Raw genomic sequence first — 23,901 nt, 5'->3', positions numbered from 1 at the left:
CGTCACACCAGCTGTCGCAGGTCCTCCACCAGCAGCTGGTAAGCGGCCTCGCGCTTGCCCGCATCGCTCTGGCGCAGTACCCATGACGGGTGCACGGTGGCAAAACCACGCGTGCCGTCGTCGAGCGTGTGCCAGCGACCGCGGTCGCGTGCGAGATTGAAGCCACGGCCGAACACCGACGAGGCAGCGGTGGCGCCGAGGCAGACGATGCGCTCGGGACGAACCCGCGCGATCTCACCCATCAGCCACGGCCGGCACGCCTGAACGTGGGTGCTGTCCGGCCGCTGGTGCAGCCGGACCTTGCCGCGACGCTCGTACCGGAAATGCTTGACCGCATTGGTCATGTACAGCTGGCCGCGCTCGATGCCCAGTTCCTGCAATGCCCGGTCCAGCAGCTGGCCGGCAGGTCCGATGAACGGTCGTCCGGACAGGTCCTCCTTGTCACCCGGCTGCTCGCCCACCAGCATCACCCGGGCATCAGCCGGGCCTTCGCCGAACACTGTGCGTGTGGCCGGCTCCCACAGCGGACACTGGCGGCAGCCTTCGGCCTGGCGCTGAAGCTGGGCCAGGCTGTCGGCGTGGTCGTCGCCTGCAGGGGCGGGCGGCAGCTGGCTGCGTACGGGGATGCGACGGCTCGGTGGCTGTGCGGGGCGGTCGTGCATTTCCTGCACGCGTCCGGCGGCGTCGCGCACCAGCGAGGGCAGCAGGCTGGCCTCGGGCAGGTGCCGCCAGTACCTGGCCGGCATTTCCTGCTGCATCATGCGGGTGTTCAGCCGTGCGGGATTGAAGATGCTGGCGTAGTAGGTACGCCACAGGTCCTCACGTGCGTCATCGTCCGGCGCATCCTGGCGGCTGGCACCGGGACCGAAGGAAAGTGTCCGGCCGTCCCAGTGCGCGCTGCGATACGGGGTGAGGATCGCCCAGCGCATGCCGGCAAAACGGCGCGCGAAGAACGGCGCCACGCGGTCGACGATGAAATGGTCCGGCTCGAACCAGGCAATGAAGGCATCGGCCTGGCCGGGAATCTCGCGGAAGCGCACAAATGCTTTCATCTTGTGGCTGTCGCGGCGCACCGCCTGGGCCATTGCCATCGCACGCAGCACGTCGGCGTCGGCCGGGTTGGACAGCAGCGCGCGCTCACCGTGGCGGATCCGCCACAGCATGCGGTAGAGCAGGGGCATGCGCTGCGGATCGCGGTGGCACAGGCAGGTTTCGGCCAGCTCCAGAAACGCGCGCGGCACGCTGCCGGCTGCGCCGTCATCGGTGGCCTCCGGCAGGGCCGGGGCATCAAGCAGCGAGGCGTCAGTGCCGTGCAGCCAGTCCAGTTCGGCCGGTGCCGCGTTGGCCTGCAACCCGCGGCGCGCGGCATCGCGCCACGCCTGCAGTGACCACGGCGGGTCCACGCGCACCGAGCCACGCTGCATCATGCCGCCGGCAGCGCGTCGAACAGCGAGCCCTGACGCGGCGGGGGTGCCAACCGCGCCCGGAGCGCGGCCGGGTCATCCAGCGATCTGCGCGGATGGTGGTCGGCCAGCTGCACGAAGGGCAGCAGCTTGCCCATCGGTGCCTTCAGCCGGGCCACGTCGGCCACGCGCAGGCGCGCGTGGCGGCGGGCCATCAGCACCCGCTTGACGTTGCGCACGCCAAGCCCTGGCACGCGCAGCAGCAGTTCTTTCGGTGCCCGGTTGAGGTCGACTGGAAAGCGCTCGGGATGGGCGATGGCCCAGGCCATCTTGGGGTCGATGTCCAGGTCGAGCATGCCGTCGCTGGTGGTGCTGGTGATTTCTTCGACACCGTAGCCGTAGAAACGCAGCAGCCAGTCGGCCTGGTAAAGCCGGTGCTCGCGGGCCAGCGGCGGCGGCTGTACCGGCAGCTTGCGGCTGGCATCGGGGATCGGGCTGAAGGCCGAGTAGTAGACCCGGCGCATGCGGTAGCTGCCGTAGAGCGCATCGGCCGAGGCAAGGATCTGCCGGTCGTTGGCGCCGTCGGCGCCGACGATCATCTGCGTGCTCTGGCCGGCAGGCGCAAAACGGGGAGGCCGTGGACGCGCGGTGCGCTTGACCGTCGGCGAGGCAACCGCTGCCGGTGTGGCCGGGGCGCGTGCCTCACGCGCCTCGTCGATGCGCCAGCGCAGCTCGCCCATGGCACCGCGGATCGACTGCACGGTCTTCTCGGGCGCGAACGTGGCCAGCCCGGCCTCGGTGGGCAGCTCGACGTTGATGGACAGGCGATCGGCGTACCGGCCGGCGCTGGCCAGCAGCTCGGGGGAGGCTTCAGGAATGGTCTTGAGGTGGATGTAGCCGGCGAAGCGGTGCTCCTCGCGCAGGCGGCGGGCGACCTCGACCATCTGCTCCATGGTGTAGTCCGCGTTGCGGATGATGCCACTGGACAGGAACAGGCCCTCGATATAGTTGCGCTTGTAGAAATCCAGCGTCAGCGCCACCACTTCATCGACGCTGAAGCGCGCGCGCTGGACATTGCTGGAGACCCGATTGATGCAGTACGCGCAGTCGTAGATGCAGAAATTGGTCAGCAGGATTTTCAGCAGCGAGACACAGCGGCCGTCCGGGGTGTAGCTGTGGCAGATGCCCGACCCCTCGGTGCTGCCCACCCCGCCGGTGCCACGGGAGTCGCGGCGACCTGCGCCGCTGGAGGCGCAGGACGCATCGTACTTGGCCGCATCGGCAAGGATGGCGAGTTTACGGACAGTTTCCATCACCGCACCCTAGCCGGGGCCAGTCTCAGCGCATGAGACGGGCGACAGCGAAAAATCTGAAGCATTAAGCGCGGGCGGGTTGTCGCGCGCTGGCCGAAGAGCAGCCGACCATGGGGTCGGCTCTTCCGTGCCCGTCGGGGCTAACCGGTCAGAAACCGTGGGTGATCTGCGGCTGGTTGGCGGAAAAGTCGGCGTACGGGTCATGCTCGCCGCTGCTGCCCTCGGAGAGCCGGAACTTCAATGCCAGCCCATCGCGTGAATCGGCCGCGCGCAGCGCCTCCTCGATCTCGATCGTACCGTCTTTGACCATGCGGAACAGGCACTGGTCGAAGCTCTCCATGCCTTCCTCCAGCGACGCTTCCATCGCGGCCTTGATCTCATGAACCTGGCCGCGGCGCAGCAGGTCACGGATCAGCGGGGTGTTGATCAACACCTCGGTGGCGGGCAGGCGGCGGCCTTCCTTGTTCTTCACCAGGCGCTGGCTGACCACGGCCCGCAGGTTCAGTGACAGGTTCATCAGCACGTTGCGGTGAGCGCTTTCGGGGAAGAAGTTGAGAATGCGCTCGATGGTCTGGTCGGCGTTGTTGGAGTGCAGGGTGGCCAGGCACAGGTGACCGGTCTCGGCAAAGGCGATGGCCGCTTCCATGGTCTGCGCGTCGAGGATTTCACCGATCAGGATCACGTCGGGCGCTTCGCGCATCGCATTCTTCAGTGCGCTGTGGAAGGTCCGGGTGTCCAGGCCGACTTCGCGCTGGTTGACGATGGACAGCTTGTGCCGGTGCAGGTACTCGATCGGGTCTTCGATGGTGAGGATGTGACCGGTGGTGGTGCTGTTGCGGTGGTCGATCATCGAGGCCAGCGAGGTCGACTTGCCCGAGCCGGTCGAGCCGACCACCAGCACCAGCCCACGCGGGGTCATGATGACGTCCTTGAGCACCTGGGGCAGGTTGAGCGCCTCGATGCTGGGAATCTGGCTGCGGATCGCTCGGATCACCATGCCGGTTTCGCCACGCTGCTTGAACACGTTGACGCGGAAGCGGCCGGCGTCGGCGATCGCGATGGCCATGTTCAGCTCCAGCTCCTGCTCGAACTGGGTGACCTGGCCGGGATCCATCAGCGAGTACGCGATCTTGCTGACCATGCCCGGCGGCAGGCCGGTATTGCCCAGCGGGTAAAGCTTGCCTTCAATCTTGATGTAGACCGGCGCGCCTGTGGTCAAAAACATGTCCGACGCGTTCTTTTCGGTCATCAGCTTCAGGAAATAGCCGATATCCATGTATTTCCCCAACAAATCCGCCGCGTCCCGTTGCAAGCAGAGCACCGGCATGACGACAATGGCCGCAGTACCGACAACCGGCACGGCCTCCCCAATGAATCGACGTAGCTTCGCACAAATGCGCCAGAGCCTGTATGTGATGGCGTTCGCAGTTGCCTTCTCCAGCCCGGTGCTGGCGCAGGATGGTGCCCAAGAACTGGCCCAGGCCCGCCAGGCGGTGGACAAGGCCACCCAGGCCGACGCCGACCAGTACGCCCCGGACCTGATCGACATGGCCCGGCAGGGCCTGGAGCAGGCCCAGCGCGCCGCGCAGGACCGCCGCGAGCGCAAGAACGCCCCGGCGCTGGCCCTGCGTGCGGCCGCCGACGCTGACCTGGCCCGCGCCCGCAGCGAGGAATCCACCGCGGCCGCGCAGCTGCAGCTGCACCGCAATGAAGTACAGCAGCTGCAACGCCAGCTGCAGACCGGGGAGGACCGTTGATGCGCGCACCCACGCTGATCCTGCTGGCCGGCCTTGCCGCGCTGCCGCTGCTGGCCGTCGCCGCCGATGACCCCGCGGTGGCCCAGCTCAACCAGCGCCTGTCTGCGCTGCAGTTCAACCCGGACACTGCCGAAATGGCTGCGTTCGAGCGCGTGCAGGCCCAGCAGGCGGTGGCCGCGCTGGAAAAAGCCAAGCGCCGTGATCAGGAACTGGCCCGCTACCTGGCCGAGCGCCGGGTCGAGATTGCCGAGACCACGGTGCGCGCCCGGCTGGCCCAGCGCGAGTCGAGCCAGCTCGAGCGCACCCGCAGTGACCTGCTGATCGAGGCCAACCGTCGTGAGGCGGCGCGCGCGCGCCAGGAAGTGGAGCGCCTGCGCATGCAGGCCCAGATCCAGGCCGAGGAGGCCGAGCGCCTGCGTCTGGCCGCCGAAAACGAGATCCTGGCGCGCCAGGACGCCGAGAATGCGCTGACCAGCGTGGCCGGCAAGCAGCAGGCCCGGGTCAGCGCGGCCCAGCAGAATGCGGCCAAGCTGGCGCGGGAGGAGGCCGAGCTGGTGTCCGGCCACAAACTGCCGGCCAGCCGCTTCGAGGCGCGCGGCGAGGTCTTCACCCTTACCGGTGACGCCTTTGCCAATGGGCAGGCCGCGCTGTCTTCGGGTGCTGCCAACCAGGCCAAGGCGCTGGCCGAATACCTGAACATCGGCAGGAAGGGCAGGGTGCGTATCGAGGCCTGGGACAACGCTACTGGCGTGGGCCAGCGTCGTGCCGAAGCCCTGCGTGACGCACTGGTGGCAGCGGGCGTCAGCAGCAATCGCTTGCAGGTGGTAGGCCGCAAGGCCGCCGCCACCCGCGCCCGTTCGGCGGAGATCGTGGTCGCGCCCTAACGCGTTGTTTTTGTTATTTATTTGTTTTTCTGCGCAGTCAGCCTGAACCGCTCGTCGGTGCCGCGACCTTTTTTGTCGTGGGGGGCTTGAACCCCCCTCCGCGCAAGCGTAGGGTCAATCGTCCGGGACGCACTTCCGCGGACCGGGCGATTGGAGGGCCGGGCCGATGTGTGCAGGGCACGAACCGAGGAAGGCGCAGTACCGCATGGCCAGTGCGGATGCCAGCTCGGGCGTGGCTGCGGGCACCGGACTGCCTTCCTTCCTGCAACGCCCCGTGCCGCAAGGCCGGGGCGTTCGTGTTTGCTACCGAAGGAGGTTCATCATGTTTGAAGATCAGCCCCAGAGCGAGATCGACGCGCGCCGTGCGCAGGACCCGGAGTTCCGGATTCTTCATGACCAACATCGGAAGTTGAACAAGAAGTGCATGGATGCCGAGTTGGGCGTACTCCCGGTCGACGATGTCACCCTGGGCCGCATGAAGCGCGAGAAACTGCTGGCCAAGCAGCGCCTGATGCGGATGTACGAGACCCCGCTTCCCGCATCCTCTCCCTCGCACTGACCTCAAGTGGAGGCTGGCCTGCCCGGGCCAGCCTCCGGGCGCCAACTCGCAGCGGGCTGCCGTGCCTGCCGTGAGGCACTCCGGATGATTGATTGACCACCGCCACCCCGTTTACGCCGTGGGCGGCAGGGCCTCCTCGTCGACCCTGTCGCCCGCGCACTTCACTGCCCTGTGCAGCGGCCTGACTTTCGCGCGGTTACAACGGATAATCAGGGGTCCGGCCCGTCATGGGCGCGAAACGATCTCCCCCGATGTCCATCCATTCTTCCGTCCTCGAACTCATTGGCCAGACCCCGATCGTCAAGGCCCAGCGCCTGGACACGGGCGTGTGCGAGCTGTACCTGAAGCTGGAAAGCGCCAACCCGGGTGGGTCGATCAAGGACCGTATCGGTCTGTCGATGATCGAGGCCGCCGAAAAGCGTGGTGATCTCAAGCCGGGCGCCACCCTGGTGGAAGGCACGGCCGGCAACACCGGCCTGGGCCTGGCCCTGGTGGCCCAGCAGAAAGGCTACAAGCTGATCCTCGTGGTCCCGGACAAGATGAGCCGGGAAAAAATCTTCAACCTCAAGGCCATGGGCGCCGAAGTGCGGCTGACCCGCTCGGACGTGGCCAAGGGTCACCCGGAGTATTACCAGGATCTGGCCGCGACGATTGCCGCGCAGACCCCGGGCGCGTACTTCATCAACCAGTTCGGCAACCCGGACAACCCTGCCGCACATGAGTTCGGCACCGGCCCGGAGATCCTGCAGCAGATGGGCGGCGAGCTGGATGCGGTGGTCTTCGGCTGTGGCAGCTCGGGCACGATGACCGGCCTGTCGCGGGCCTTCGCCCAGCTCTCGCCGGCCACTGAACTGGTGCTGGCCGACCCGGTTGGCTCGATCCTGGCCGAGTACATCAACGACGGCAACCTCAACGACAAGTCCGGCTCGTGGTTGGTCGAAGGCATCGGCGAGGACTTCCTGCCCTCGATCGCCGACTTCAGCCGGGTCAGCAAGGCCTACGCGATCACCGACGCCGAGAGCTTCCACACCGCGCGCGAGCTGCTGGGCAAGGAAGGCATTCTCGGCGGCTCCTCCACCGGCACGCTGCTGGCTGCGGCGCTGAAGTACTGCAGGGAGCAGACCACGCCGAAGAAGGTGCTGGTGCTGGTCTGCGATACCGGCAACAAGTACCTCTCCAAGATGTACAACGACTACTGGATGCTGGACAACGGCTTCCTGGAGCGCCCGCAGCACGGCGACCTGCGCGATCTGATCCTGCGCCCCTATGGCCAGCGGGACACCGTGGTGATCGGCCCCAACGACCTGCTGACCACCGCCTACCAGCGCATGAAGCTGTACGACGTCTCGCAGCTGCCGGTGATGGACGGCGACCAGCTGGTGGGCATCGTCGACGAGAGTGACGTGCTGCTGCATGTGTACGGCGACGAGGCGCGCTTCCGCGACCCGGTCTCCACCGCGATGGTCAGCAAGCTGGACCGGCTGGATGTGAAGTCGCCGATCGAGGCGCTGCTGCCGGTGTTCGACCGCGGCCAGGTGGCGATCGTGATGGACGGGGAGAGCTTCCTCGGCCTGATCACCCGGATCGATCTGCTGAACTACCTGCGTCGTCGGGTGCAGTAAGCTCCCGACGCCCACCGTATACCCGTTCTGCCCGTGTCAAAGGCCGTTAAGCCCGCGCTGGTAGACTCCCGCTCCTTTGACGGCGCCGCCCGCGCGGCGCCCTGCAGGAAACACCATGACCGATACCTCCAAGCGCCCGCTTGCGCTGGCCACCCTGGCCATCCACGGCGGCCAGTCGCCGGACCCGAGCACCGGCGCGGTGATGCCGCCGATCTATGCGACCTCGACCTATGCGCAGTCCAGCCCGGGCGAGCACCAGGGCTTTGAGTATTCGCGCACCCACAACCCGACCCGCTTCGCCTACGAGCGCGGCGTGGCCTCGCTGGAAGGTGGCACGCGCGGCTTTGCCTTCGCCTCGGGCATGGCGGCCAGCTCCACGGTGATCGAGCTGCTGGACGCCGGCAGCCATGTCGTGGCGATGGACGACATCTACGGCGGCAGCTTCCGTCTGTTCGAGCGCGTGCGTCGGCGCACCGCGGGGCTGGATTTCAGCTTTGTCGACCTGACCGACCTGGCGGCCTTCGAAGCGGCCATCACGCCGGCCACGCGCATGGTCTGGATTGAAACCCCGACCAACCCGATGCTGAAGATCGTCGACATCGCGGCGGTGGCGGCAGTGGCCAAGCGCCATGGTCTGATCGTGGTGGTCGACAACACCTTCGCCTCGCCGATGCTGCAGCGTCCGCTCGAACTGGGCGCCGACCTGGTACTGCATTCGGCGACCAAGTACCTCAACGGGCACTCGGACATGGTGGGCGGCATGGTGGTGGTCGGTGACAACGCCGAGCTGGCCGAGCAGATGGCCTTCCTGCAGAACTCCATCGGGGGTGTGCAGGGACCGTTCGACAGCTTCCTTGCCCTGCGTGGCCTGAAGACTCTGCCGCTGCGCATGAAGGCGCACTGCGCCAATGCCCAGGCGCTGGCCCAGTGGCTGCAGTCGCACCCGGCGGTGGAGAAGGTGATCTACCCGGGGCTGGAGTCGCACCCGCAGCATGCGCTGGCCAAGCGCCAGATGGACGGCTTCGGTGGCATCGTGTCGATCGTCGTCAAGGGCGGGTTTGCCGCTGCCAAGGCGTTCTGCGAGAAGACCGAGCTGTTTACCCTGGCCGAATCGCTGGGCGGGGTTGAAAGCCTGGTCAACCATCCGGCGGTGATGACTCATGCCTCGATTCCGGTGGTGCGCCGTGAACAGCTGGGTATCAGTGATGCGCTGGTGCGGCTGAGCGTGGGCGTGGAGGAGATTGCGGATCTGCAGGCGGATCTGGAACGGGCGTTGGCTGGTGCATTGGCATGATGCGTCGACGCCTTGAGTTGCTGCTCAGCCTGACCAGCCGCGACATCAACAAGAAGTACAAGGAATCGATGCTCGGCGCCTTGTGGGGTCTGGTCGTCCCGCTGATCATGCTGGGGATCTACACGGTGATCTTCAGCACAATCTTCAGCGCGCAATGGAAGGGCGTGCAGGTCAATTCGAAGGTCGACTATGCCGTTCTGTTGTTCATCGGCCTGATCGTCTACAACTTCTTCGCCGAGTCGCTTACCCGCGCGCCGACCGCGGTGCTGCACAACCCCAATCTGGTGAAGAAGGTCGTTTTCCCACTGGAAGTGCTGCCGCCTGTGGTCGTGCTGTCCTCGCTCTACAATGCGGGCGTTGCGGCAATCGCGTTGGCCTTCTTCATTCTGTTCAGCAGCTTCAGCTTCCACTGGGCACTTCTGCTGCTTCCTGTTCTGGTGATCCCGCTGCTCATGCTGACCATGGGCGTGACCTACCTCTTTGCCTCGCTGGGTGTCTTTTTCCGCGACGTCGACCAGTTCGCCGCGTTGCTGGCACGCGTACTGCAGTACCTGACTCCCGTGCTCTATCCCTCAATCATCTTCCCTGATGCCATCGGTAAATGGATGCGGTTAAGTCCGCTTGCGGTGTATGTGGAGCAGATCCGGGCGCTCATCGTGACTGGAACGCTGCCGGACTGGGGCCTGTACGCTTGGGCAGTGGGCTGGTCCCTGCTTATCTTCTTCGTAGGCTACTGGTGGTTCCAGCGCACCAGGAGGGCATTCGCTGATGTCGTCTGAAGAAATGGTCATCGATATCGCCCGGGTCAGCAAGGTCTTCAACATCTACGAGCGCCCGTCCGACCGTCTGTTGCAGATGCTCCTGCCGCGTCTGGGCAAGGTCGTGCCCGGCAAGGCCGAATGGGCGAACCGTCAGCGCGGCCGCGAGTTCTGGGCGCTGCGTGATGTCAGCCTGCAGGTGCGTCGTGGCGATGCGGTAGGCATCATCGGCCGCAACGGCTCTGGCAAGTCGACATTGCTGCAGATCATCGCCGGTACGCTGGCACCTACCAGCGGCCATGCCAAGGTCAACGGCCGCATTGCCGCATTGCTCGAGCTGGGCAGTGGCTTCAATCCCGATTTCACAGGGCGCGAGAACGTCATCCTCAATGGCATGATTCTAGGCCTCAGCGAGCGCGAAGTGATGGAGCGCTTCGATGCCATCGCGGGATTTGCGGATATCGGCAACTTCATCGACCAGCCGGTGCGGACCTATTCCAGCGGTATGATGCTGCGCCTCGCATTTGCCGTGCAGACGCAGGTCGAGCCTGACATTCTGATCGTCGACGAGGCGCTGGCTGTGGGCGACGCCTTGTTCCAGAAGCGCTGTTTCCAGCAGATGGAGGCGTTGCGTGCCAATGGATGCACCCTGCTGCTGGTGTCACACGACCAGGAGTCGATCCGTACGCTGACCGATCACTCGATCCTGCTGCGTGATGGCCTGGTTCATGCGAGTGGTCCCTCGTCGGACGTGGTACTTGAGTACCGCAAGCAGCTGCACGAGGACGAGCGTGCCTACTACGCGTCCGTGAGCGCGCAGCATGTGCTGCATGCGCAGCAGAGCGTCAAAGTGGCGCCGCAGGCTCACGCATCCACCCAGCCGCTCCCCGCAGCGGTCGAAGCATCGGTTGTCGTGGAAGAGGACGCAGCGGCAATGGCTGACTCAGCTGCCTCCGCTTCGGCCGAGCTGACAGACAGACTCAGCTTCGGCGACTTCGACTGCGTCATCGAACGGGTCAGAATTCTTGATGATGCGGGTGAGGAATGTAACTACTTCCTGCCGCGCGACAGAGTGGTCATCGAGGTCACCTCCCGTCCGGCGCGTGACATGGACAAACTCAACGTCAATGTCCGGCTGCGTAACAAGGAAGGGGTCAAGCTCTACTCGTGGGGCACCTTGAACCAGGACGTCCAGACGTGGGCTGAGGTTGATGCGCAGGCGCCAGGGGTATGGGGAACGTCGTTCCCGGCCGATCAGCCCTTCACGATACGTTTCAGCTTCGACTGCACCCTTGGCATGAACTTCTACGAGATCCAGGCCTCAGTATCGGAAGAGGTGGAACGTTTCGGCGGCGCGCAGCGTATGCTGCACTGGCGCGACGAAGCTGCTTTCTTCCAGGTCGGCATGCGGCAGAAGGAATACACCTTCGGTGGCGTGTGCGACCTTCGCATGCGCGCAGACACCGTCGAACCGACCTAGTTTGGAATCTCTTGCAATGCAACCGACTTCCTCAGGCTCTACCCTTGACATCTCGCCCGGCGCGGCGCGGGCCAGTGCTCTACGACTGCTGGACTGGCTGCCCCCAGGGCAGGTGGCCGTTCTGGGCGAAGGGGGCACCGGTATCACGCGTGGCTTGCGTGCAATGGGGTTGGACATCCATCAGGGTCCGCTGCGGGACAGTGTCGCCGCAGCGATCGTGCTCGTCCGCCACCGCAGCGAGGGCAACGACGAGGCCACTGCGCAGCTTGCGGGCATGCTCGGAGATTTCACCGGTCCGGTGTGCCTGCTGATAGCAGGCGACGCGGCCACTACCGCATCCCGCGCATTCTGGGAGCGCGCGATGATGGCGCTGGACTGGCGGAAGCATCCGTTGAACGAGGTCCTCGCACCTTACGGCGAACTGGATACCGTCGCAGGGGTGCAGTTGATCGGCTTCGAGTCGGTCAACCCGGAGGCGCGCGAGGTTTATCCGCTGCAGGCGTTGGTTGAAGAGCGCGATCTGCATACGGATATGACCCGGGAGCCGGGGCGCCGTTCCGACGCCCACATGACCCGTTACGCCCATGCAGCGCGGTTTGTGCGCAGCGGCGATCGTGTAATCGATGTGGCCTGTGGGTTGGGCTATGGGTCCTACCAGGTCGCACACAACTGTGACGCGGCGTCGTTCATCGGGCTTGATGCCAGCGAGTACGCGGTAAATTACGCGCAGCTCAATTTCGCCGCGCAAGCGCCCATGCCGATGAAATTCGTGCTCGGCGATGCTCAGCATCTGCGGGACATGGCGGACGGGTCGGCTGATTTTGCTGTATCGGTGGAAACGCTCGAACATCTGCCAGAGCCTGACCTGCTGTTGGCCGAACTGCACCGCGTACTCACGACTGGGGGCCGCGTCTACGCCAGTGTCCCCAATGACTGGTCGGATGAGTCCGGTGAGGATCCGAACCCCTTCCATTTCCATGTCTACGACTGGAAGCGGCTTCGGGCCCAGTTCAATCGTAACGGGTTCGAGATCGAGCGTGCCTGGCTGCAGGATGCGGGGGGTGGTCAGAAGCGCCATACATCAACGCGTTCCATGCTCGAAGTGGATCCCGAGCGTGGGCCCGCCTGCGACGGTGAGTGGCTGCTTGTGCTGGCGCGCAAGAAGGGTGGGGAGGAGCTCAATGCCCTGGAGCGCCTGCGCGAGGCGCTCCGTCTGGGAGCGCTGCAGGGAGTTGACGAGGTACTTGCACGAATCGAGACCGAGGGCGAGCCGCTTGACCACGCATTGGCCCATGGGCTGCACGGCTGGACGCTGCTGGCGCAGCGCGATGCCGGCGCGACCGCAGCATGGGCGCGCGCCCGTGACGCAGCGCGGCAGGCACTGGGCAGTGACGGAGCCGAGCGGGATGCTGCGTCCATCCTCGCGCTTTCGAGCGATGCCATGCATGCACTCGCCGGCGAGCGCGCAACCGCAGGGTTGCTGGGGCGGCTGGTCTCCGCGCACGGCCGCGCATGCCAGCTGCTGGGACTGGACGGCCCATGGAGCGTGGATGTAGACGACCGAGCCGTCGTGGCGGGTGCCGCCGAAGGTGATGACCCAGTGAATCTCGGCGCTCGCGAGCTCCGGGCCTTGATCGATGCGAAGGAGTGGCTCGACGGCAAGTTCCATGAACATGTGGAAAGGATCGCGCATCTGGAGTCCCAGGCATCGGAGCTGGAGCGTGCGCGCCGCTGGCTGGATGAGCAGTACCACGAGCTGACCGCAGAAGTCGCACGGTTGAGTGGAAACGCGTCGCAGTAATTCAGATGGCTGACCAACTGCAAACCGTCGACGTCGCCCGGCAACCGTCCGTCCTGGATGGTGCGACAGCAGAGGCGATGGCCGGCGTCGTGCTCCGGCTGCAGGGTCCTTGCCGGATTTTTCTGGCCGGGGCAGGGCTGGACGCATTGGCTGCGCCGTTGCGTGCCTCCGGGTGTGTGGTCGTCTCCATGATGGAGCTGGCAACGACGAGCGGATCGTCGGCTGTTGACAACACGTTTACTCCCCTGGTCGACGCTACGGCTGATGTCGCCGTATTCCTTTCGTCGGGCCAGGAGGTACCGCCGTGGGTTCTGCAACTGGCGGTCGACTCTCTGGTGCTGTTTGCACCGCGGGGAGTTGCCAAGCCGGTAAACTGGTGGCAGGCGGCGACTGCCTCGGGCTGGGCACTGCATACCGCCTCATGGGTCATGCAGGAAACGGTTGCGGGTCATTCGCAGCTTGCATTGGGCCGAGCCGGGGTCGGACTGGATTCGCCCGAGGCGATCCTCCAGGCCAACGTTTTCAGCCTCGCCGCTGCGCTCGTTCGGCCGGGTGATGATGTCCTGCTGCATGCCCCAGGGGCTACGGACGCATGGCGTATCGTCCGGGATCAGTCCCGCTGTGGCTGGCTGGGTGTCAGTAGACACGTAGCGGATGTCGAGGATCCTGATCCCGATGGTTATGTGCCGGTGTCATCGCTTTCGGGTGTCAATGGTCGCCGGACGGATTTTCTGCTGCTGGTTGACGTACCGTCCGGTGAGCAGGCCGCTGGGCTGTTTGCCCAGGCTGGGCGTGTGCTACGGCGCAGCGGCCGCCTGCTGGTGGAACGAAGTAGTCCCGAGCCAGCAGATTGGGAGAAGTACGAGGAGCAGCTGAAGGTTGCGGGATTCGCCGTGGATCGCGCATGGCTCCTGCGTGGCGGCGATGTCGTCAGCCCGGCACAGAGGATCGAGCTCGATCTCACACAACCGATCGCGCCACAGTGGGCCAGCGATGGTGTGCTGGTGTTGATGGCCATTTCCCTGGATGGGACTGCGTACCCGCAGCTGCCTGACAGTGATATGCCGAACATCGTCGCCTTCCAGCGTGATTATCTGGATGCGAGCGTTGTGCGCTTGATTGTAGCGATCGGCTACAGGATCGAGTCGGTTTCGCAGCGCCGCGCCATCGCAGTGGAAATCCTTGAGTACGCGCCGCCAGGTTCCGCTGACCAAGGCGCGGCCCTGTGCGTACTGCTCTACGACAGCGTTGCGATGGCAGGTGAGCACGGGGGGCGCATCCAGCAGGCATCGCAAGCCTATGTCGCTGCGATTCCACCGAATCCCACCGCATTGCGTTGGCAGATATCCATTGCATATGTCCTTGGCCGCCGCTGTCAGAGCGAAGGTGATCTGGAGAGTGCCAGACGCTGGTATGAGCGCGTATTGGCGCAGGACGTTCTGGCCTTCAGTCCTCTGTTGGGAACCAAGACCACCTCTGCCGCGCTCTCGCTGGGCTGGCTGGCATTTTCCCTTGGCGACATCAGCGGCGCGCGCAGCGCATGGCAGCGCGGGATTGAGGAGGCTCGCCGACTTGCCCATGATTCGGACTGGCGGGAGGTGGTTGGCGATCCGGCATGTCCGGAGACCTTCGGCATGCCAGAGTTCGCTGCGGTCATGGACGAAGCCGCAAGCGCTGCCAATGCACTGCGGTTGACGGCAGAAACGCCACTACGCCGCGGTCTGGTCTGGGATTGGGCCAACCGCTCATGGCGACAACAGATCGTCAGGCTGCAGCAGGAACTGGCGCGGCACCGGGCTTGGCAGGACGAGCTGCAACAAGGCAAAGACTGGCTGCACTCGCAGTACGAAGTGCTCACCGCCGAGGTTGCCAGGTTGTCGGCCGACCATGCTGAAATGCATGGCCAGCACGAGGGGGCACTTGCAGCGTCAAGGCTGGCGCACAAGTCCGCGGAAGAGTCACTTCAGCGCCAACGAAGCCTGTATGCCGATCTCTCGGCGGCCTATCGTCTGGCTTACCAGCGTGCCGAGCGGCAGTTCGCCGACCAGCAGGACCGTTATGGAGATCTGCTCGCGACCTACAGGCTCGCTCATGAAGACAAGCAGCGTCTGCGGCTCGAGATGCTGGAGGAGCGCAGGCAGCTGGAAGCGCAGTTGGCCCAGCGCGAACGGCTTTGCGAGACGGAACGGGAAGAGGCTGCTGCTCGTCTGGCCAGCGTCATGCAGGCGATGGCAGGCAAGGACGTACGCTACCAGGATCTTTACGCGGCCTACAGGTTGGCAAACCGCTACAACCATGAACGTATTGCGTTGCTCCGTGATCGGTACGCCGGTGCCATTGCCGCCTACCGGACCGCCAGAAACGACGCTCAGCGTGGAATGGCCGGCCTGCAGACGCAGGTCGAGCAGCAGCGAAGCAGGGCCGATGATCTGCAGCGCCAGCTCGCGCGGCTTGGGGACGATCACGACTCTCACCGCGATGTCCATGCACGCCTGGTTGAAGCGGCCGACGGACTGGGCAGGGCGTGTGGTCGTGCATTGGGCGATACGAATACGACCGGTCTGCAGGGGGACCAGCTCGCGCGTGAGATGGATCGTCTTGCAGCGATCATCGATTCGCTGCCGATGAAGCCGGTCCTGCGTGTAATGTTCCGGTTATGGCGGAGGGTCTCCCGACGCCTGCCCCGTTGACCATTTCGTCGCCGTGGTCCTACTGCGCCCTCAGGGCCGGCACGAGGCTTGCTGGTCCAAGCTTCCGCACCCTGCCAACGGACAGAACCGCGGGTACGACTGCGGACCAACTCAGGTACAATTGCTGCCGCCTTGAAAGCGGGTAGCCACCTCGGACAAGGTGAACAGGGAAGTAAACGCTCAGCACGAGAATGCGGGGGCCGATACCCACATCGGCAGGCAAGCTAGCCGGTGGGAATGCCCCCGGGACAGGTTTAACTGTGAGGGAGCTGCGTGAGTTGAAACGTTGTAAACATGGAGAAGCGTCGTGTTGAATATCCGTTGCCAGAACCCGCGCCAGAGGTGGTCCCAGTGACCCTTCCGCGCTTGAGCGCGATCGTGACGATGCACAAGGAAGGTGTACTCGCGCATACAGCGCTTCGCTCATACAGCGCCTCGCGGGCGATCGCCCGCGAAGCGGGGCTGAGCGTTGAGCTCGTCATCGTTCTCGACAGCGCCGACGCGCTCACGCAGTCAATAGTAAAAGGTCATCCTGACCTGGATGGCACTGAGCACATCGTTGAGGTGACCGTGGGTGATGCTGCGCTTGCGCGCAATGCCGGCGTGGCCGTCGCCACGGCGCCGTATATCTGCACCCTTGATGGTGATGACCTTATTTCCGGTCGTTATTTCGTTGCCCACATGCAGGAGGCGCTGCGTCAGGAAGGGCGGTTCATTCTGCATCCGGAAATGGTGCTGAGTTTTGGCATGTACAGTGCCTTCAACTGGCAGGTCGATCAGGCGGGCCAGTATTTCGACCGCAATTCCCTGTTGTGCATCAACCCGTGGATCAGCGCATCGTTCGCACATCGGCGCGTGTTCGAGGAGGTTCCATACGTTGCGTGCTACCCGCGAACGACGGGCTTCGGGTACGAGGACTGGTACTGGAACTGTGAAACGATCGCCAAAGGCGTGGTCCATCGTCTTGCATGGGGATCGATCTATTTCTACCGGCGCAAGTGGCGCGGCTCACTGAATGAAGCGAGTCACGCTCTGAAGACGCTGGTGCCGCGCACGGCTCTGTTCGACAGGCCAGTGGCGGCGGCAGGAGTGGAAGAGGAATGAGCAACAATCTTGTCCGCCGGATCGCCAACTCCGCCTTCGTAAAGCGCATCGAACGGACCCGAGCGGCACGTCGGCTTGTCCGTACGGCATTCGTGCGCAAGCTTGCCGACCTCATGCGCAAGGTGGCCAACCGCGTTGAGATGGCCAACGGCCAGTCACCCGCGCCCGAAGCATCAAGCTGGACCGTGCCGTCAATGCCGGCCTGGGTCGAGGAGGAGATGCGTGCGATTGCCCACCTGGAACCTGAGCTCATTCCTGCAGGGGGCGACCTGTCCAAGTACGGTTTCTATTCGGTTCCCGCTGATCCGGCGCCCGGCGAGGCGTACTACAAGCTGCTTGAGCAGGTGGGTGACGGTAGCTTCAGCCATGTGCTGCTGGTGCCTTGGTTGAAGCAGGGAGGGGCCGACCGTGGGATCATCTACCACGCGCGCGCCATCATTGAAGCGACTCCATCAGCCAACATCCTGGTGGTCGCCACCGAACCCACGCCGTCGCCTTGGGCGGATCGACTGCCAGACGGCACTCGCTTCGTTGATTTCGGGCTGCTGGCCGGTCACCTGCATTTTGACCGGCAGGTCGCCATCCTGGTTCGGCTCATGGTGCAGCTCCAGCCCCCTGTGATCCATCTGATCAACTCCCGCGTTGGTTGGGAGATGGTGCGGCAGTACGCAAAGCCGGTTCGCCAATATTCGACGTTGTTCGCGTCGCTGTTCTGCGATGACTACGATGCGAACATGGTGCCGGTCGGCTACGCGCGCGATTATCTCCGCGATTGCTACCAGGAGTTTTCCACAATCTTCTGCGACAATTCGCAGTACCCGCGGATATGGTCGCATGATCTCGGCGTGCCGCTCGACACGTTCACGGTGCTTCCATTCCCGTATGACGGTGATATCGACTCTGTGCCCGCCAAGGCGATCAGCCGGCTGGACGCCCGTCGGATTCTTTGGGCCGGCAGGCTGGATCGGCAAAAGCGTCCGGACATTCTCGCGCGGATCGCCGTTCGTATGCCTGACGTTGAGTTCGACGTCTACGGTACCGCGGTGATCTCTGGCCAAGGTGAGTCTTCGGCGAAGGTCCTTCACGATTTGCCCAACGTGACCTTGCATGGTGAGTTCCGCCGTCTTGAAGAGGTCGTTACTCCCGAGCACTTCGCTTATCTGCATACCACCGCCTGGGAAGGCACACCGACCATCCTCTTCGATGTCGCGGCTGCTGGTCTGCCCATCTGCGCGCCGGCAGTAGGCGGCATCGTTGATTTCCTTGGCGAAGATGATCTGATCGCGAGCCCGGAAGATGTCGACGCATTCGTATCTACGCTGGAGGCCTTGAGGGCTTCGGTCGCGGCGCGCGACGGCCTTGTCCTGCGTCAGCGGCAAATGCTTGATACGCAGCGGCGCTGGGGCAACTTCCTGGCAAACCTAGACAATGCAAGAGCACAGAACAGCGCCCCGCGCTGAGGCTCATACACCATGAATATCGTCATCACCGGTGGCAACGGCTTCATCGGCTCACATCTCCTGCTGCAATTAGCTGCGCGCGGGGACGCACTGACTGTCATCGACAGGGGCGCGCCGCGTTCGGACATCGATTGGACGGGGATCCGTTATCTGCAGGGAAGCTTTGACGACACGACCCTGCTGACCAGAGCTCTTGAAGGTGCCGATCTCGTGTACCATCTCGCCAGCACGACTGTCCCCGGTACCGCAAACCTTGATCCTGTGGCAGACGTTCAGGGGAATCTTCTTGGAACACTGGCGCTGGTGAACGCGATGCATCAGGCGGGCTGTGAGCGCCTGGTCTATCTCTCGTCAGGTGGGACCGTTTACGGCGATCTTGACCTCGAAAAGGTGGATGAGCAGGCCCCCACACGGCCCATCTCATCCTACGGGATCGTGAAGCTGGCCATCGAGCGCTATCTGCTGATGCATGAGCGCACAGGCAGTCTCAAGCCGGTGATTCTGCGCGCATCGAATCCTTACGGCGCTCGACAGGGCAAGTTGGGTCTCCAGGGTCTGGTCTCCACGGCCATCGACAGGATCAGTTCCGGGCTGCCCTTGCAGATTTGGGGGGATGGCTCTGCAGTACGCGACTATGTTTATATTTGCGACCTGGTGGAGCTGATGGAGAAAGCGGGCTTCTCGACACTCTGCGGCGTCTACAACGCTGGCAGCGGCCACGGCACAAGCGTGCGGCAGATCATCGACGAGGTAGCTGGCGCGCTGAACATGCAGCCGAAGCTCGAGCACGTGTCGGCGCGCGCTTTCGATGTGTCGCGCGTTGTCCTTGACGTCAGCCGGGCGAGCAGAGATTTTGCGTGGTATCCAAGAACTGAGCTCACGGCCGGCATTCGTGCGACCGTTCAGGCGTTCCAGTCCGCTTGAAGGTGCTTGATGCAGGCCGCTGTGAAACAGCGCTGGAGCGGTCCATTCGGAGCGGCCATGGTTGATATCTCACTGCTGATCACTTTTCACGACGAGCGCGAGCAGGCGAGGCCTACGTTGCTCGCAGCGGATAGAGCCAGGAAATTCGCCGCCCAGCATGGCCACCATGTCGAGCTCGTGCTTGCGGTAGACAATGGATCGGCCACCACGTGTCGTGTAATCGACGCCTTTGACCGGGAGCCGCAGGATCAGATACTGCATCATCACCTGGGTGACGTCGGCGCAAACCGTAATGCGGGAATCGCGGCATGTCGCGGTCAGCTGGTTGCCATCTGTGATGGTGACGATATGTTCTCGGAGAACTTTCTGTCGGTAGCCGCGAGAATGTTGCAAACCGACTCCAGGCAGCTGATCATCCGTCCGCAGGTAATCGTACAGTTCGATCAGGCCGCGAGCATCGGCTGGCAGACCGGTTCGGATGACGCTGCTTTCGATCCGTGCTGCCTAGTTGTGATCAACCCTTGGACGACAGGCTGCATGGCGCGACGCTCGTTGTTCGATGCCGTGCCCTACTGGGTTCGTGCCGAAGACCGTGCTGGATTGGGCTTCGAGGATTGGCACTGGAACTCAGAGACGCTTGCCGTTGGGGCTACGAACATCATCGCCCCGCAGACGGTCCAGTACGTGAGGATCAAAGCCGCAGGCTCGGTAAACACGCGTTACATCGGCCAGGCCGCGCTTCCGCCGCCTTCCCGTCTTCTCGAGATGCTGGCGTGAGCCTTGGCCGGCTCGGCAGGTGTCTTTATCGCGCCGCCGATTGGGCGCTGTGGAGTCGTTTCTCGCTGGGCGCGCAGCGCCGCAGCAAGCAATGGGTCATGAACGTTGCCCACAGGCTGACACGCGGTCGCGTGCCCCGTCTCTCAGTGGAAGCGTTGCTGACTCCTCCGAATGACAGGGGGGCGCGTGCATTGCCAGAGTGGTTACGCAGTGACATGGATAGCGCTTCCCGCACCATGGCTCCTGAGCTTGATCCCACAGCATTTATCCGACGCCGGCCATTGGGTGCATCGGCACCGGTCTACCGCGTCGACGCCGGCCATGCATTTGCAGTACTACGGTCGCAACTGCGGGACGATCTCGATACATTGTTCCTGGTTCCGGACCTGGCCGGAGGCGATGTGGCTGCCGGGGCACTGCATTACGTGCGGGCATGCGTTGAGTCGTTCGGTCATTCAGTTGCAGTCATGGCTACGGAGGCGCGGGAATCACCGTGGGCAGAAAGGCTGCCGGCGGGCGTCGCTTTCATTGACGCGGGCAGGCTTCTAGCGCCGCTGGACTCTCTGCGGGGGGAGCAGGTGCTGGTACTGAGCCGGTTGCTGCTGCAGGCCAGGCCCAAGCGAATCCATCTCGTGAACTCCCGCCTTGGCTGGCAAAGCGTTGCAACTCACGCGGCTGCGTTGCGGGGGGCTTCCCGGCTTTATGCGACGCTGTTCTGCAACGATCTTGAAGAAGGTGGAGCTGCCGCCGGATCCACTCCCGGGTATCTGCGGGACAACGCGTTCAAGATTGACGCGGTTATCGCGGACGGGGTGCTCACACGGCAACATTGCATGTGTCTTCATCCAGTGCCGCCTGAGCTGTTCAACGTCGTTCATTTTCCCGTGGAAGTCGCCCCCTCAGTGCGGGAGGGGCCGCGACGTCAAGCATCTGGTAGACCCAGCGTGCTGTGGGCAAGCAGCGTTGGTCATCAGCCTCCTCCTGAGCTCGTTCTGGAAATCGCACGCAGGATGCCGGACCTGGACTTCGATGTACACGTGACGCCCGGATGTGAGCGGCGTTCAGCGTGGCTGGCGGATCTGGCAAGCCAGGTCAACGTAACCTTGCAGGGTCCATCCGCTGCACGGGATAGCATCATTCGTCCAGAGCACGCCGCAGTTCTTTATACCTGCGGCCCGGATGAGGTGCCGAGCGTAATGCTTGAGCCAGCTGTTGCCGGGCTGCCGATTCTCGTTATCGATCCAGAAGGTGTCTCTGATCTGTCATTGGTGAAGGACGTCGTCCCAGCAGGAGTTGATGTCGCCGTCGCCTGCACAGCGTGGCTCCGCGGGGTGCTGGAAAACCCCGCAATGTTGGATGCACATCTCCGCCGCCAAACCGACGCGCTGTCACTGCGCCGTTGGGGAGATTTTGTCCGGGCTCTGGAGAAGATACCCTTCTACAGCAAGGATGGACGCTCCGGCACTTGAGTCCGCGCGGGGCGCAAGCGTGAGGTTGGGCAGTCCACGGCAGGCACGGGTATCCGAAGTCTGGCGCCGAGCTTTGGTCTCTGCTCATCCAGCAAGCGCAGCAGCCTCATGCTGCGACATCGAGAGCCAACGTGGTCCGGGACGTAGGCGATCGTCGAGAGCCAACGTGGTCCGGGACGTAGGCGATCGTCCTGGTCGGGCCCACGCCTTGGCTGAGCACTTGGTCCGCCATTCTGAGGCCACCCTAGATATCTGTGCCCAGTGCCGTTCCCGCAAAGCCTGCGTTAGAATCGGCGTCCGCCGGGATGCTTGTCGTTGCATGCGTTGCCCGGAGGCTTGGCGGAATTGCCGGGTGGGATGAGTTTCTACGTCAAGGATCGGCGTTCTATCACGTTCAATATCGTTTAAAAATCCAAATCTCAGGAAAATACAACTCATGAAGTCCCCGCGTCTTTACCCCAGACTGCCGCTGCTCATGCTGGGCGTGCTCGGCCTCGCCGCATGCGGTGACAAAGCCGGCAAGGAAAACGACGTTGCAGCCACTACTGAACCCAGCGCTTCGCCTGCATCTCAGGAACAAGCAACTCCGCAGTCCCCTTGGCAGGGCACGGAGTCGATCAAGCCTGTCTTCCCGGATGAAATGGCTTCCAAGGAAATGAACCTCGACTACGATTCTTATCAGTTCGAGGAGGGGGGGCTCAGCGTTGCTCCGCTGCCACCATTCTTCAAGCGCTCGGTTGACGTTGAGCTGACGGATGCCACCCGTTCGTACTCGCTGACCGCCGGCCGCGCAGCCTGCGCTTACAAAATCAAAGTGAGCGTCGGCGACGGCGAAGGGAAGCTGCTGGATCCGAAGATGGGGGAGAAGATGGAAATCACCCCGGAAACATTTGCAGGCGCATCGTCTCTGCAGTTGCATATTGCGCTTGCCGACGACGCGGACCAGAACTGGTCGTGCAACCTGCACATCGCACCGGCGGTCAAGCTCTGATCATGCGCAGGCTACGCAGAACTGCGGGCCTGTGTCGAAACGTGTGAGCGGGCGAGGGTAACCACCCGTGTAATCGTTGCATCACATAAAAACGGCGCCATCTGGCGCCGTTTTTATGGCTTGACATCTAGAGGCAGACTACTATTTCACCACCGGACTCAATGGTCGCCTCGGGTGCCGGAAACTTGGGTCTCGATGCGCACATCTCGGCAAGTTCGGGAGCTACGCGCACGGTCATGTCCGTCCCCGTGGCCTCATCGAACAGGGGGTCGATCGCCCACCCGATGGAAAATGCCGAGAGATTCATGTCGCCTTGCGCTGCGAGCGGAGCTACAGGATAAGCCCACGTCCCACCGACTACCGCAAGCTTGCTGTAGCTTTCGGGGTAACGTTCAGCGACACGGTAGGCGATCTCTTGGGCTTGTGCGATATCCCACCGGTTCACTCGCTGCTGGTTTGTCAACATAGCGTTGCTATGCGCGCAGAAGAGCACTGCTGCGGCCAGTGTCAGAGCTGCCGCGACGCCAGCCTGCACGCGACCAAGTCCAGTGGACAATCCAAGAGTGCCGGCGATTACCATCGGAATTGCAACAAGCGTGCGCGGGACCGGCCACCATGCGCCAGTTACTGCATGTGGAAGCAGCGCGATCCCCCAGCTGCAGATTGCAAAGCCCAGAGCCACCAGCACCGTGCGCCGACGCGGGCTCGATAAGGGAAGCAGCACTGTCAGAACTGCGAGCATCAACAGCGCTTTAGCTGGCGTGCTCGCGATCGGCTCCGCTTTGATCAGCAGCGTCGGCATGAGGTCAAGCAGCTGATGCGCGCGCTCGGGTAACTGGTCGAAGGCCACCAGAGCGGCGCGACCGTCGGACTCGACGCCAGCGAGCAGACGTATGACTTTTGCAAGAAGCAGGTTGCCAATGCTGAGTGCCGCGCCAGCGATGCCGGTGAGGGCAATTGCCTTGCCGACTGACTTCGCCTGCTCCGGGAACGAAGCATGGCCAGGCAGTTCCACCGTAGCGCTCAGGTGCATATAGAGTAGCCCGATCGCTGCGAAGCACAGCGCCAGCTGATTGGCACCCATGGCCACAAGAGCGGCAAGCAAGGCCCCCGTCAACCTCAACACACGCCGATCACCCGCCCAGGCGAGCCGATACTGGCGGGCTGCGAAGAAGAGCATGCCGAACATTACCGACATCGGGAGTGCCGACTGCCGGAAAGTTACGTACTCGGTGTAATACGAATGCGCACCGAGCAGTGCGGCCATTGCCACGACAATGCTCGGTCGCGCGGGCGTGCGCGGGTTGAACACTTCCAGGTAGAACAGGGCACTGAAGATCAGCGTGGCTAGAAATGCCACGACTGAAAAACTGGTCATGTTCAGCTGGCTCGCATGCAGCAGAGCATCGAGTGCAGCGTTGGTATAGCGTCCCTGGCTGATGAAGAATGCGGCCAAGCCCTCAGCGCCGGGATGACTGACGGCGTAGTCATCCAGTGCATACCCCACTGTGAGCCCCATGAACTTCGAGCTGAGGAATGCGCAGACGTAAGCCAGGGTGAACAGGCTTCGCCTATTCAATGGCAACATCGCGGCGCCAGGTACAGCCGCTGGGGT

19 protein-coding genes are annotated in these 23,901 nt (G+C 63.6%); 15 read left to right on the top strand and 4 right to left on the bottom strand.

Translation table 11 applies throughout. The features are described 5' to 3' along the window. Positions 1-2 precede the first annotated feature (2 nt). The 3 genes from RZA67_RS13355 to RZA67_RS13345 all read right to left on the bottom strand — a co-directional run bounded on the left by RZA67_RS13355 (position 3) and on the right by RZA67_RS13345 (position 3,992). Complete coding sequence (locus tag RZA67_RS13355; protein ID WP_317214021.1) at positions 3-1,424, bottom strand: UdgX family uracil-DNA binding protein; 1,422 nt, start codon at positions 1,422-1,424, stop codon at positions 3-5. Next, positions 1,424-2,716, bottom strand: a complete 1,293-nt coding sequence (locus RZA67_RS13350) for a putative DNA modification/repair radical SAM protein (protein ID WP_317213211.1) — start codon at positions 2,714-2,716, stop codon at positions 1,424-1,426. Before RZA67_RS13350 ends, RZA67_RS13355 begins: the two co-directional genes overlap by 1 nt. A gap of 148 nt (positions 2,717-2,864) precedes the next feature. Continuing rightward, positions 2,865-3,992 carry a PilT/PilU family type 4a pilus ATPase gene (locus RZA67_RS13345; RefSeq protein ID WP_317213210.1) on the bottom strand — a complete coding sequence of 376 codons (1,128 nt, stop codon included), beginning with the start codon at positions 3,990-3,992 and terminating at the stop codon, positions 2,865-2,867. Between the two features lie 118 nt (positions 3,993-4,110). On the opposite strand from RZA67_RS13345, the gene RZA67_RS13340 reads away from it, so the two are divergent. From RZA67_RS13340 to RZA67_RS13270, 15 genes are all read left to right on the top strand, one after another. Then, positions 4,111-4,473 (top strand): DUF4398 domain-containing protein, encoded by a 363-nt coding sequence (locus tag RZA67_RS13340; RefSeq protein WP_317214019.1) that lies wholly within the window; start codon positions 4,111-4,113, stop codon positions 4,471-4,473. Continuing rightward, on the top strand, positions 4,473-5,357 hold the full coding sequence (locus RZA67_RS13335; RefSeq protein ID WP_317213209.1) for a hypothetical protein: 885 nt from the start codon (positions 4,473-4,475) through the stop codon (positions 5,355-5,357). Before RZA67_RS13340 ends, RZA67_RS13335 begins: the two co-directional genes overlap by 1 nt. Before the next feature lie 322 nt (positions 5,358-5,679). Next, the gene (locus tag RZA67_RS13330; RefSeq protein WP_317213208.1) at positions 5,680-5,916 is read left to right on the top strand and encodes a YdcH family protein; all 237 of its coding nucleotides are present in this window, start codon (positions 5,680-5,682) and stop codon (positions 5,914-5,916) included. Between the two features lie 251 nt (positions 5,917-6,167). After that, a complete protein-coding gene (locus tag RZA67_RS13325) occupies positions 6,168-7,538 on the top strand; it encodes a pyridoxal-phosphate dependent enzyme (RefSeq protein WP_317213207.1) in 1,371 nt (456 codons plus the stop codon). 115 nt (positions 7,539-7,653) lie between these two features. Then, positions 7,654-8,832 carry a cystathionine gamma-synthase gene (locus RZA67_RS13320; protein ID WP_317213206.1) on the top strand — a complete coding sequence of 393 codons (1,179 nt, stop codon included), beginning with the start codon at positions 7,654-7,656 and terminating at the stop codon, positions 8,830-8,832. Further along, on the top strand, positions 8,829-9,611 hold the full coding sequence (locus RZA67_RS13315; protein WP_317213205.1) for an ABC transporter permease: 783 nt from the start codon (positions 8,829-8,831) through the stop codon (positions 9,609-9,611). The genes RZA67_RS13320 and RZA67_RS13315 overlap by 4 nt, the downstream gene beginning before the upstream one ends. Continuing rightward, positions 9,601-11,070, top strand: coding sequence for an ABC transporter ATP-binding protein (locus tag RZA67_RS13310; RefSeq protein WP_317213204.1), 1,470 nt, complete (start codon positions 9,601-9,603; stop codon positions 11,068-11,070). Before RZA67_RS13315 ends, RZA67_RS13310 begins: the two co-directional genes overlap by 11 nt. A gap of 16 nt (positions 11,071-11,086) precedes the next feature. Then, the gene (locus RZA67_RS13305) at positions 11,087-12,871 is read left to right on the top strand and encodes a methyltransferase domain-containing protein (RefSeq protein ID WP_317213203.1); all 1,785 of its coding nucleotides are present in this window, start codon (positions 11,087-11,089) and stop codon (positions 12,869-12,871) included. Between the two features lie 5 nt (positions 12,872-12,876). Further along, positions 12,877-15,561: a hypothetical protein gene (locus RZA67_RS13300; RefSeq protein ID WP_317213202.1), complete on the top strand. Its 2,685-nt coding sequence runs from the start codon at positions 12,877-12,879 to the stop codon at positions 15,559-15,561. Positions 15,562-15,855: 294 nt separating this feature from the next. Beyond that, complete coding sequence (locus tag RZA67_RS13295) at positions 15,856-16,665, top strand: glycosyltransferase family A protein (protein ID WP_317213201.1); 810 nt, start codon at positions 15,856-15,858, stop codon at positions 16,663-16,665. Next, positions 16,662-18,125, top strand: a complete 1,464-nt coding sequence (locus RZA67_RS13290; protein WP_317213200.1) for a glycosyltransferase — start codon at positions 16,662-16,664, stop codon at positions 18,123-18,125. Before RZA67_RS13295 ends, RZA67_RS13290 begins: the two co-directional genes overlap by 4 nt. Positions 18,126-18,137: 12 nt before the next feature. Beyond that, entirely contained in the window at positions 18,138-19,049 is a 912-nt protein-coding gene (locus tag RZA67_RS13285) for an NAD-dependent epimerase/dehydratase family protein (protein ID WP_317213199.1), read from the top strand. A gap of 57 nt (positions 19,050-19,106) precedes the next feature. After that, entirely contained in the window at positions 19,107-19,826 is a 720-nt protein-coding gene (locus tag RZA67_RS13280) for a glycosyltransferase (RefSeq protein ID WP_317213198.1), read from the top strand. Beyond that, positions 19,823-21,295 (top strand): hypothetical protein, encoded by a 1,473-nt coding sequence (locus RZA67_RS13275; protein WP_317213197.1) that lies wholly within the window; start codon positions 19,823-19,825, stop codon positions 21,293-21,295. The genes RZA67_RS13280 and RZA67_RS13275 overlap by 4 nt, the downstream gene beginning before the upstream one ends. A gap of 436 nt (positions 21,296-21,731) precedes the next feature. Continuing rightward, a complete protein-coding gene (locus tag RZA67_RS13270; protein WP_317213196.1) occupies positions 21,732-22,286 on the top strand; it encodes a hypothetical protein in 555 nt (184 codons plus the stop codon). 127 nt (positions 22,287-22,413) lie between these two features. Here RZA67_RS13270 and RZA67_RS13265 read toward each other — a convergent pair whose 3' ends face one another. Continuing rightward, on the bottom strand, positions 22,414-23,874 hold the full coding sequence (locus RZA67_RS13265) for a hypothetical protein (RefSeq protein WP_317213195.1): 1,461 nt from the start codon (positions 23,872-23,874) through the stop codon (positions 22,414-22,416). Positions 23,875-23,901 lie beyond the last annotated feature (27 nt).

The organism is Stenotrophomonas sp. C3(2023) (assembly GCF_032911385.1).
GTDB lineage: Bacteria > Pseudomonadota > Gammaproteobacteria > Xanthomonadales > Xanthomonadaceae > Stenotrophomonas.
This window is presented reverse-complemented; position numbering and strand designations above follow the sequence as displayed.

Excerpts from the sequence above, each read along its gene's own strand:
- RZA67_RS13290 (WP_317213200.1), top strand. The coding sequence starts at position 16,662 with ATGAGCAACAATCTTGTCCGCCGGATCGCCAACTCCGCCTTCGTAAAG.
- RZA67_RS13270 (WP_317213196.1), top strand. The coding sequence starts at position 21,732 with ATGAAGTCCCCGCGTCTTTACCCCAGACTGCCGCTGCTCATGCTGGGC.
- RZA67_RS13355 (WP_317214021.1), bottom strand. The coding sequence starts at position 1,424 with ATGCAGCGTGGCTCGGTGCGCGTGGACCCGCCGTGGTCACTGCAGGCG.
- RZA67_RS13340 (WP_317214019.1), top strand. The coding sequence starts at position 4,111 with ATGCGCCAGAGCCTGTATGTGATGGCGTTCGCAGTTGCCTTCTCCAGC.
- RZA67_RS13305 (WP_317213203.1), top strand. The coding sequence starts at position 11,087 with ATGCAACCGACTTCCTCAGGCTCTACCCTTGACATCTCGCCCGGCGCG.
- RZA67_RS13335 (WP_317213209.1), top strand. The coding sequence starts at position 4,473 with ATGCGCGCACCCACGCTGATCCTGCTGGCCGGCCTTGCCGCGCTGCCG.
- RZA67_RS13300 (WP_317213202.1), top strand. The coding sequence starts at position 12,877 with ATGGCTGACCAACTGCAAACCGTCGACGTCGCCCGGCAACCGTCCGTC.
- RZA67_RS13285 (WP_317213199.1), top strand. The coding sequence starts at position 18,138 with ATGAATATCGTCATCACCGGTGGCAACGGCTTCATCGGCTCACATCTC.
- RZA67_RS13345 (WP_317213210.1), bottom strand. The coding sequence starts at position 3,992 with ATGGATATCGGCTATTTCCTGAAGCTGATGACCGAAAAGAACGCGTCG.
- RZA67_RS13315 (WP_317213205.1), top strand. The coding sequence starts at position 8,829 with ATGATGCGTCGACGCCTTGAGTTGCTGCTCAGCCTGACCAGCCGCGAC.
- RZA67_RS13280 (WP_317213198.1), top strand. The coding sequence starts at position 19,107 with ATGGTTGATATCTCACTGCTGATCACTTTTCACGACGAGCGCGAGCAG.
- RZA67_RS13310 (WP_317213204.1), top strand. The coding sequence starts at position 9,601 with ATGTCGTCTGAAGAAATGGTCATCGATATCGCCCGGGTCAGCAAGGTC.
- RZA67_RS13330 (WP_317213208.1), top strand. The coding sequence starts at position 5,680 with ATGTTTGAAGATCAGCCCCAGAGCGAGATCGACGCGCGCCGTGCGCAG.
- RZA67_RS13265 (WP_317213195.1), bottom strand. The coding sequence starts at position 23,874 with ATGTTGCCATTGAATAGGCGAAGCCTGTTCACCCTGGCTTACGTCTGC.
- RZA67_RS13350 (WP_317213211.1), bottom strand. The coding sequence starts at position 2,716 with ATGGAAACTGTCCGTAAACTCGCCATCCTTGCCGATGCGGCCAAGTAC.
- RZA67_RS13295 (WP_317213201.1), top strand. The coding sequence starts at position 15,856 with ATGGAGAAGCGTCGTGTTGAATATCCGTTGCCAGAACCCGCGCCAGAG.
- RZA67_RS13320 (WP_317213206.1), top strand. The coding sequence starts at position 7,654 with ATGACCGATACCTCCAAGCGCCCGCTTGCGCTGGCCACCCTGGCCATC.
- RZA67_RS13325 (WP_317213207.1), top strand. The coding sequence starts at position 6,168 with ATGTCCATCCATTCTTCCGTCCTCGAACTCATTGGCCAGACCCCGATC.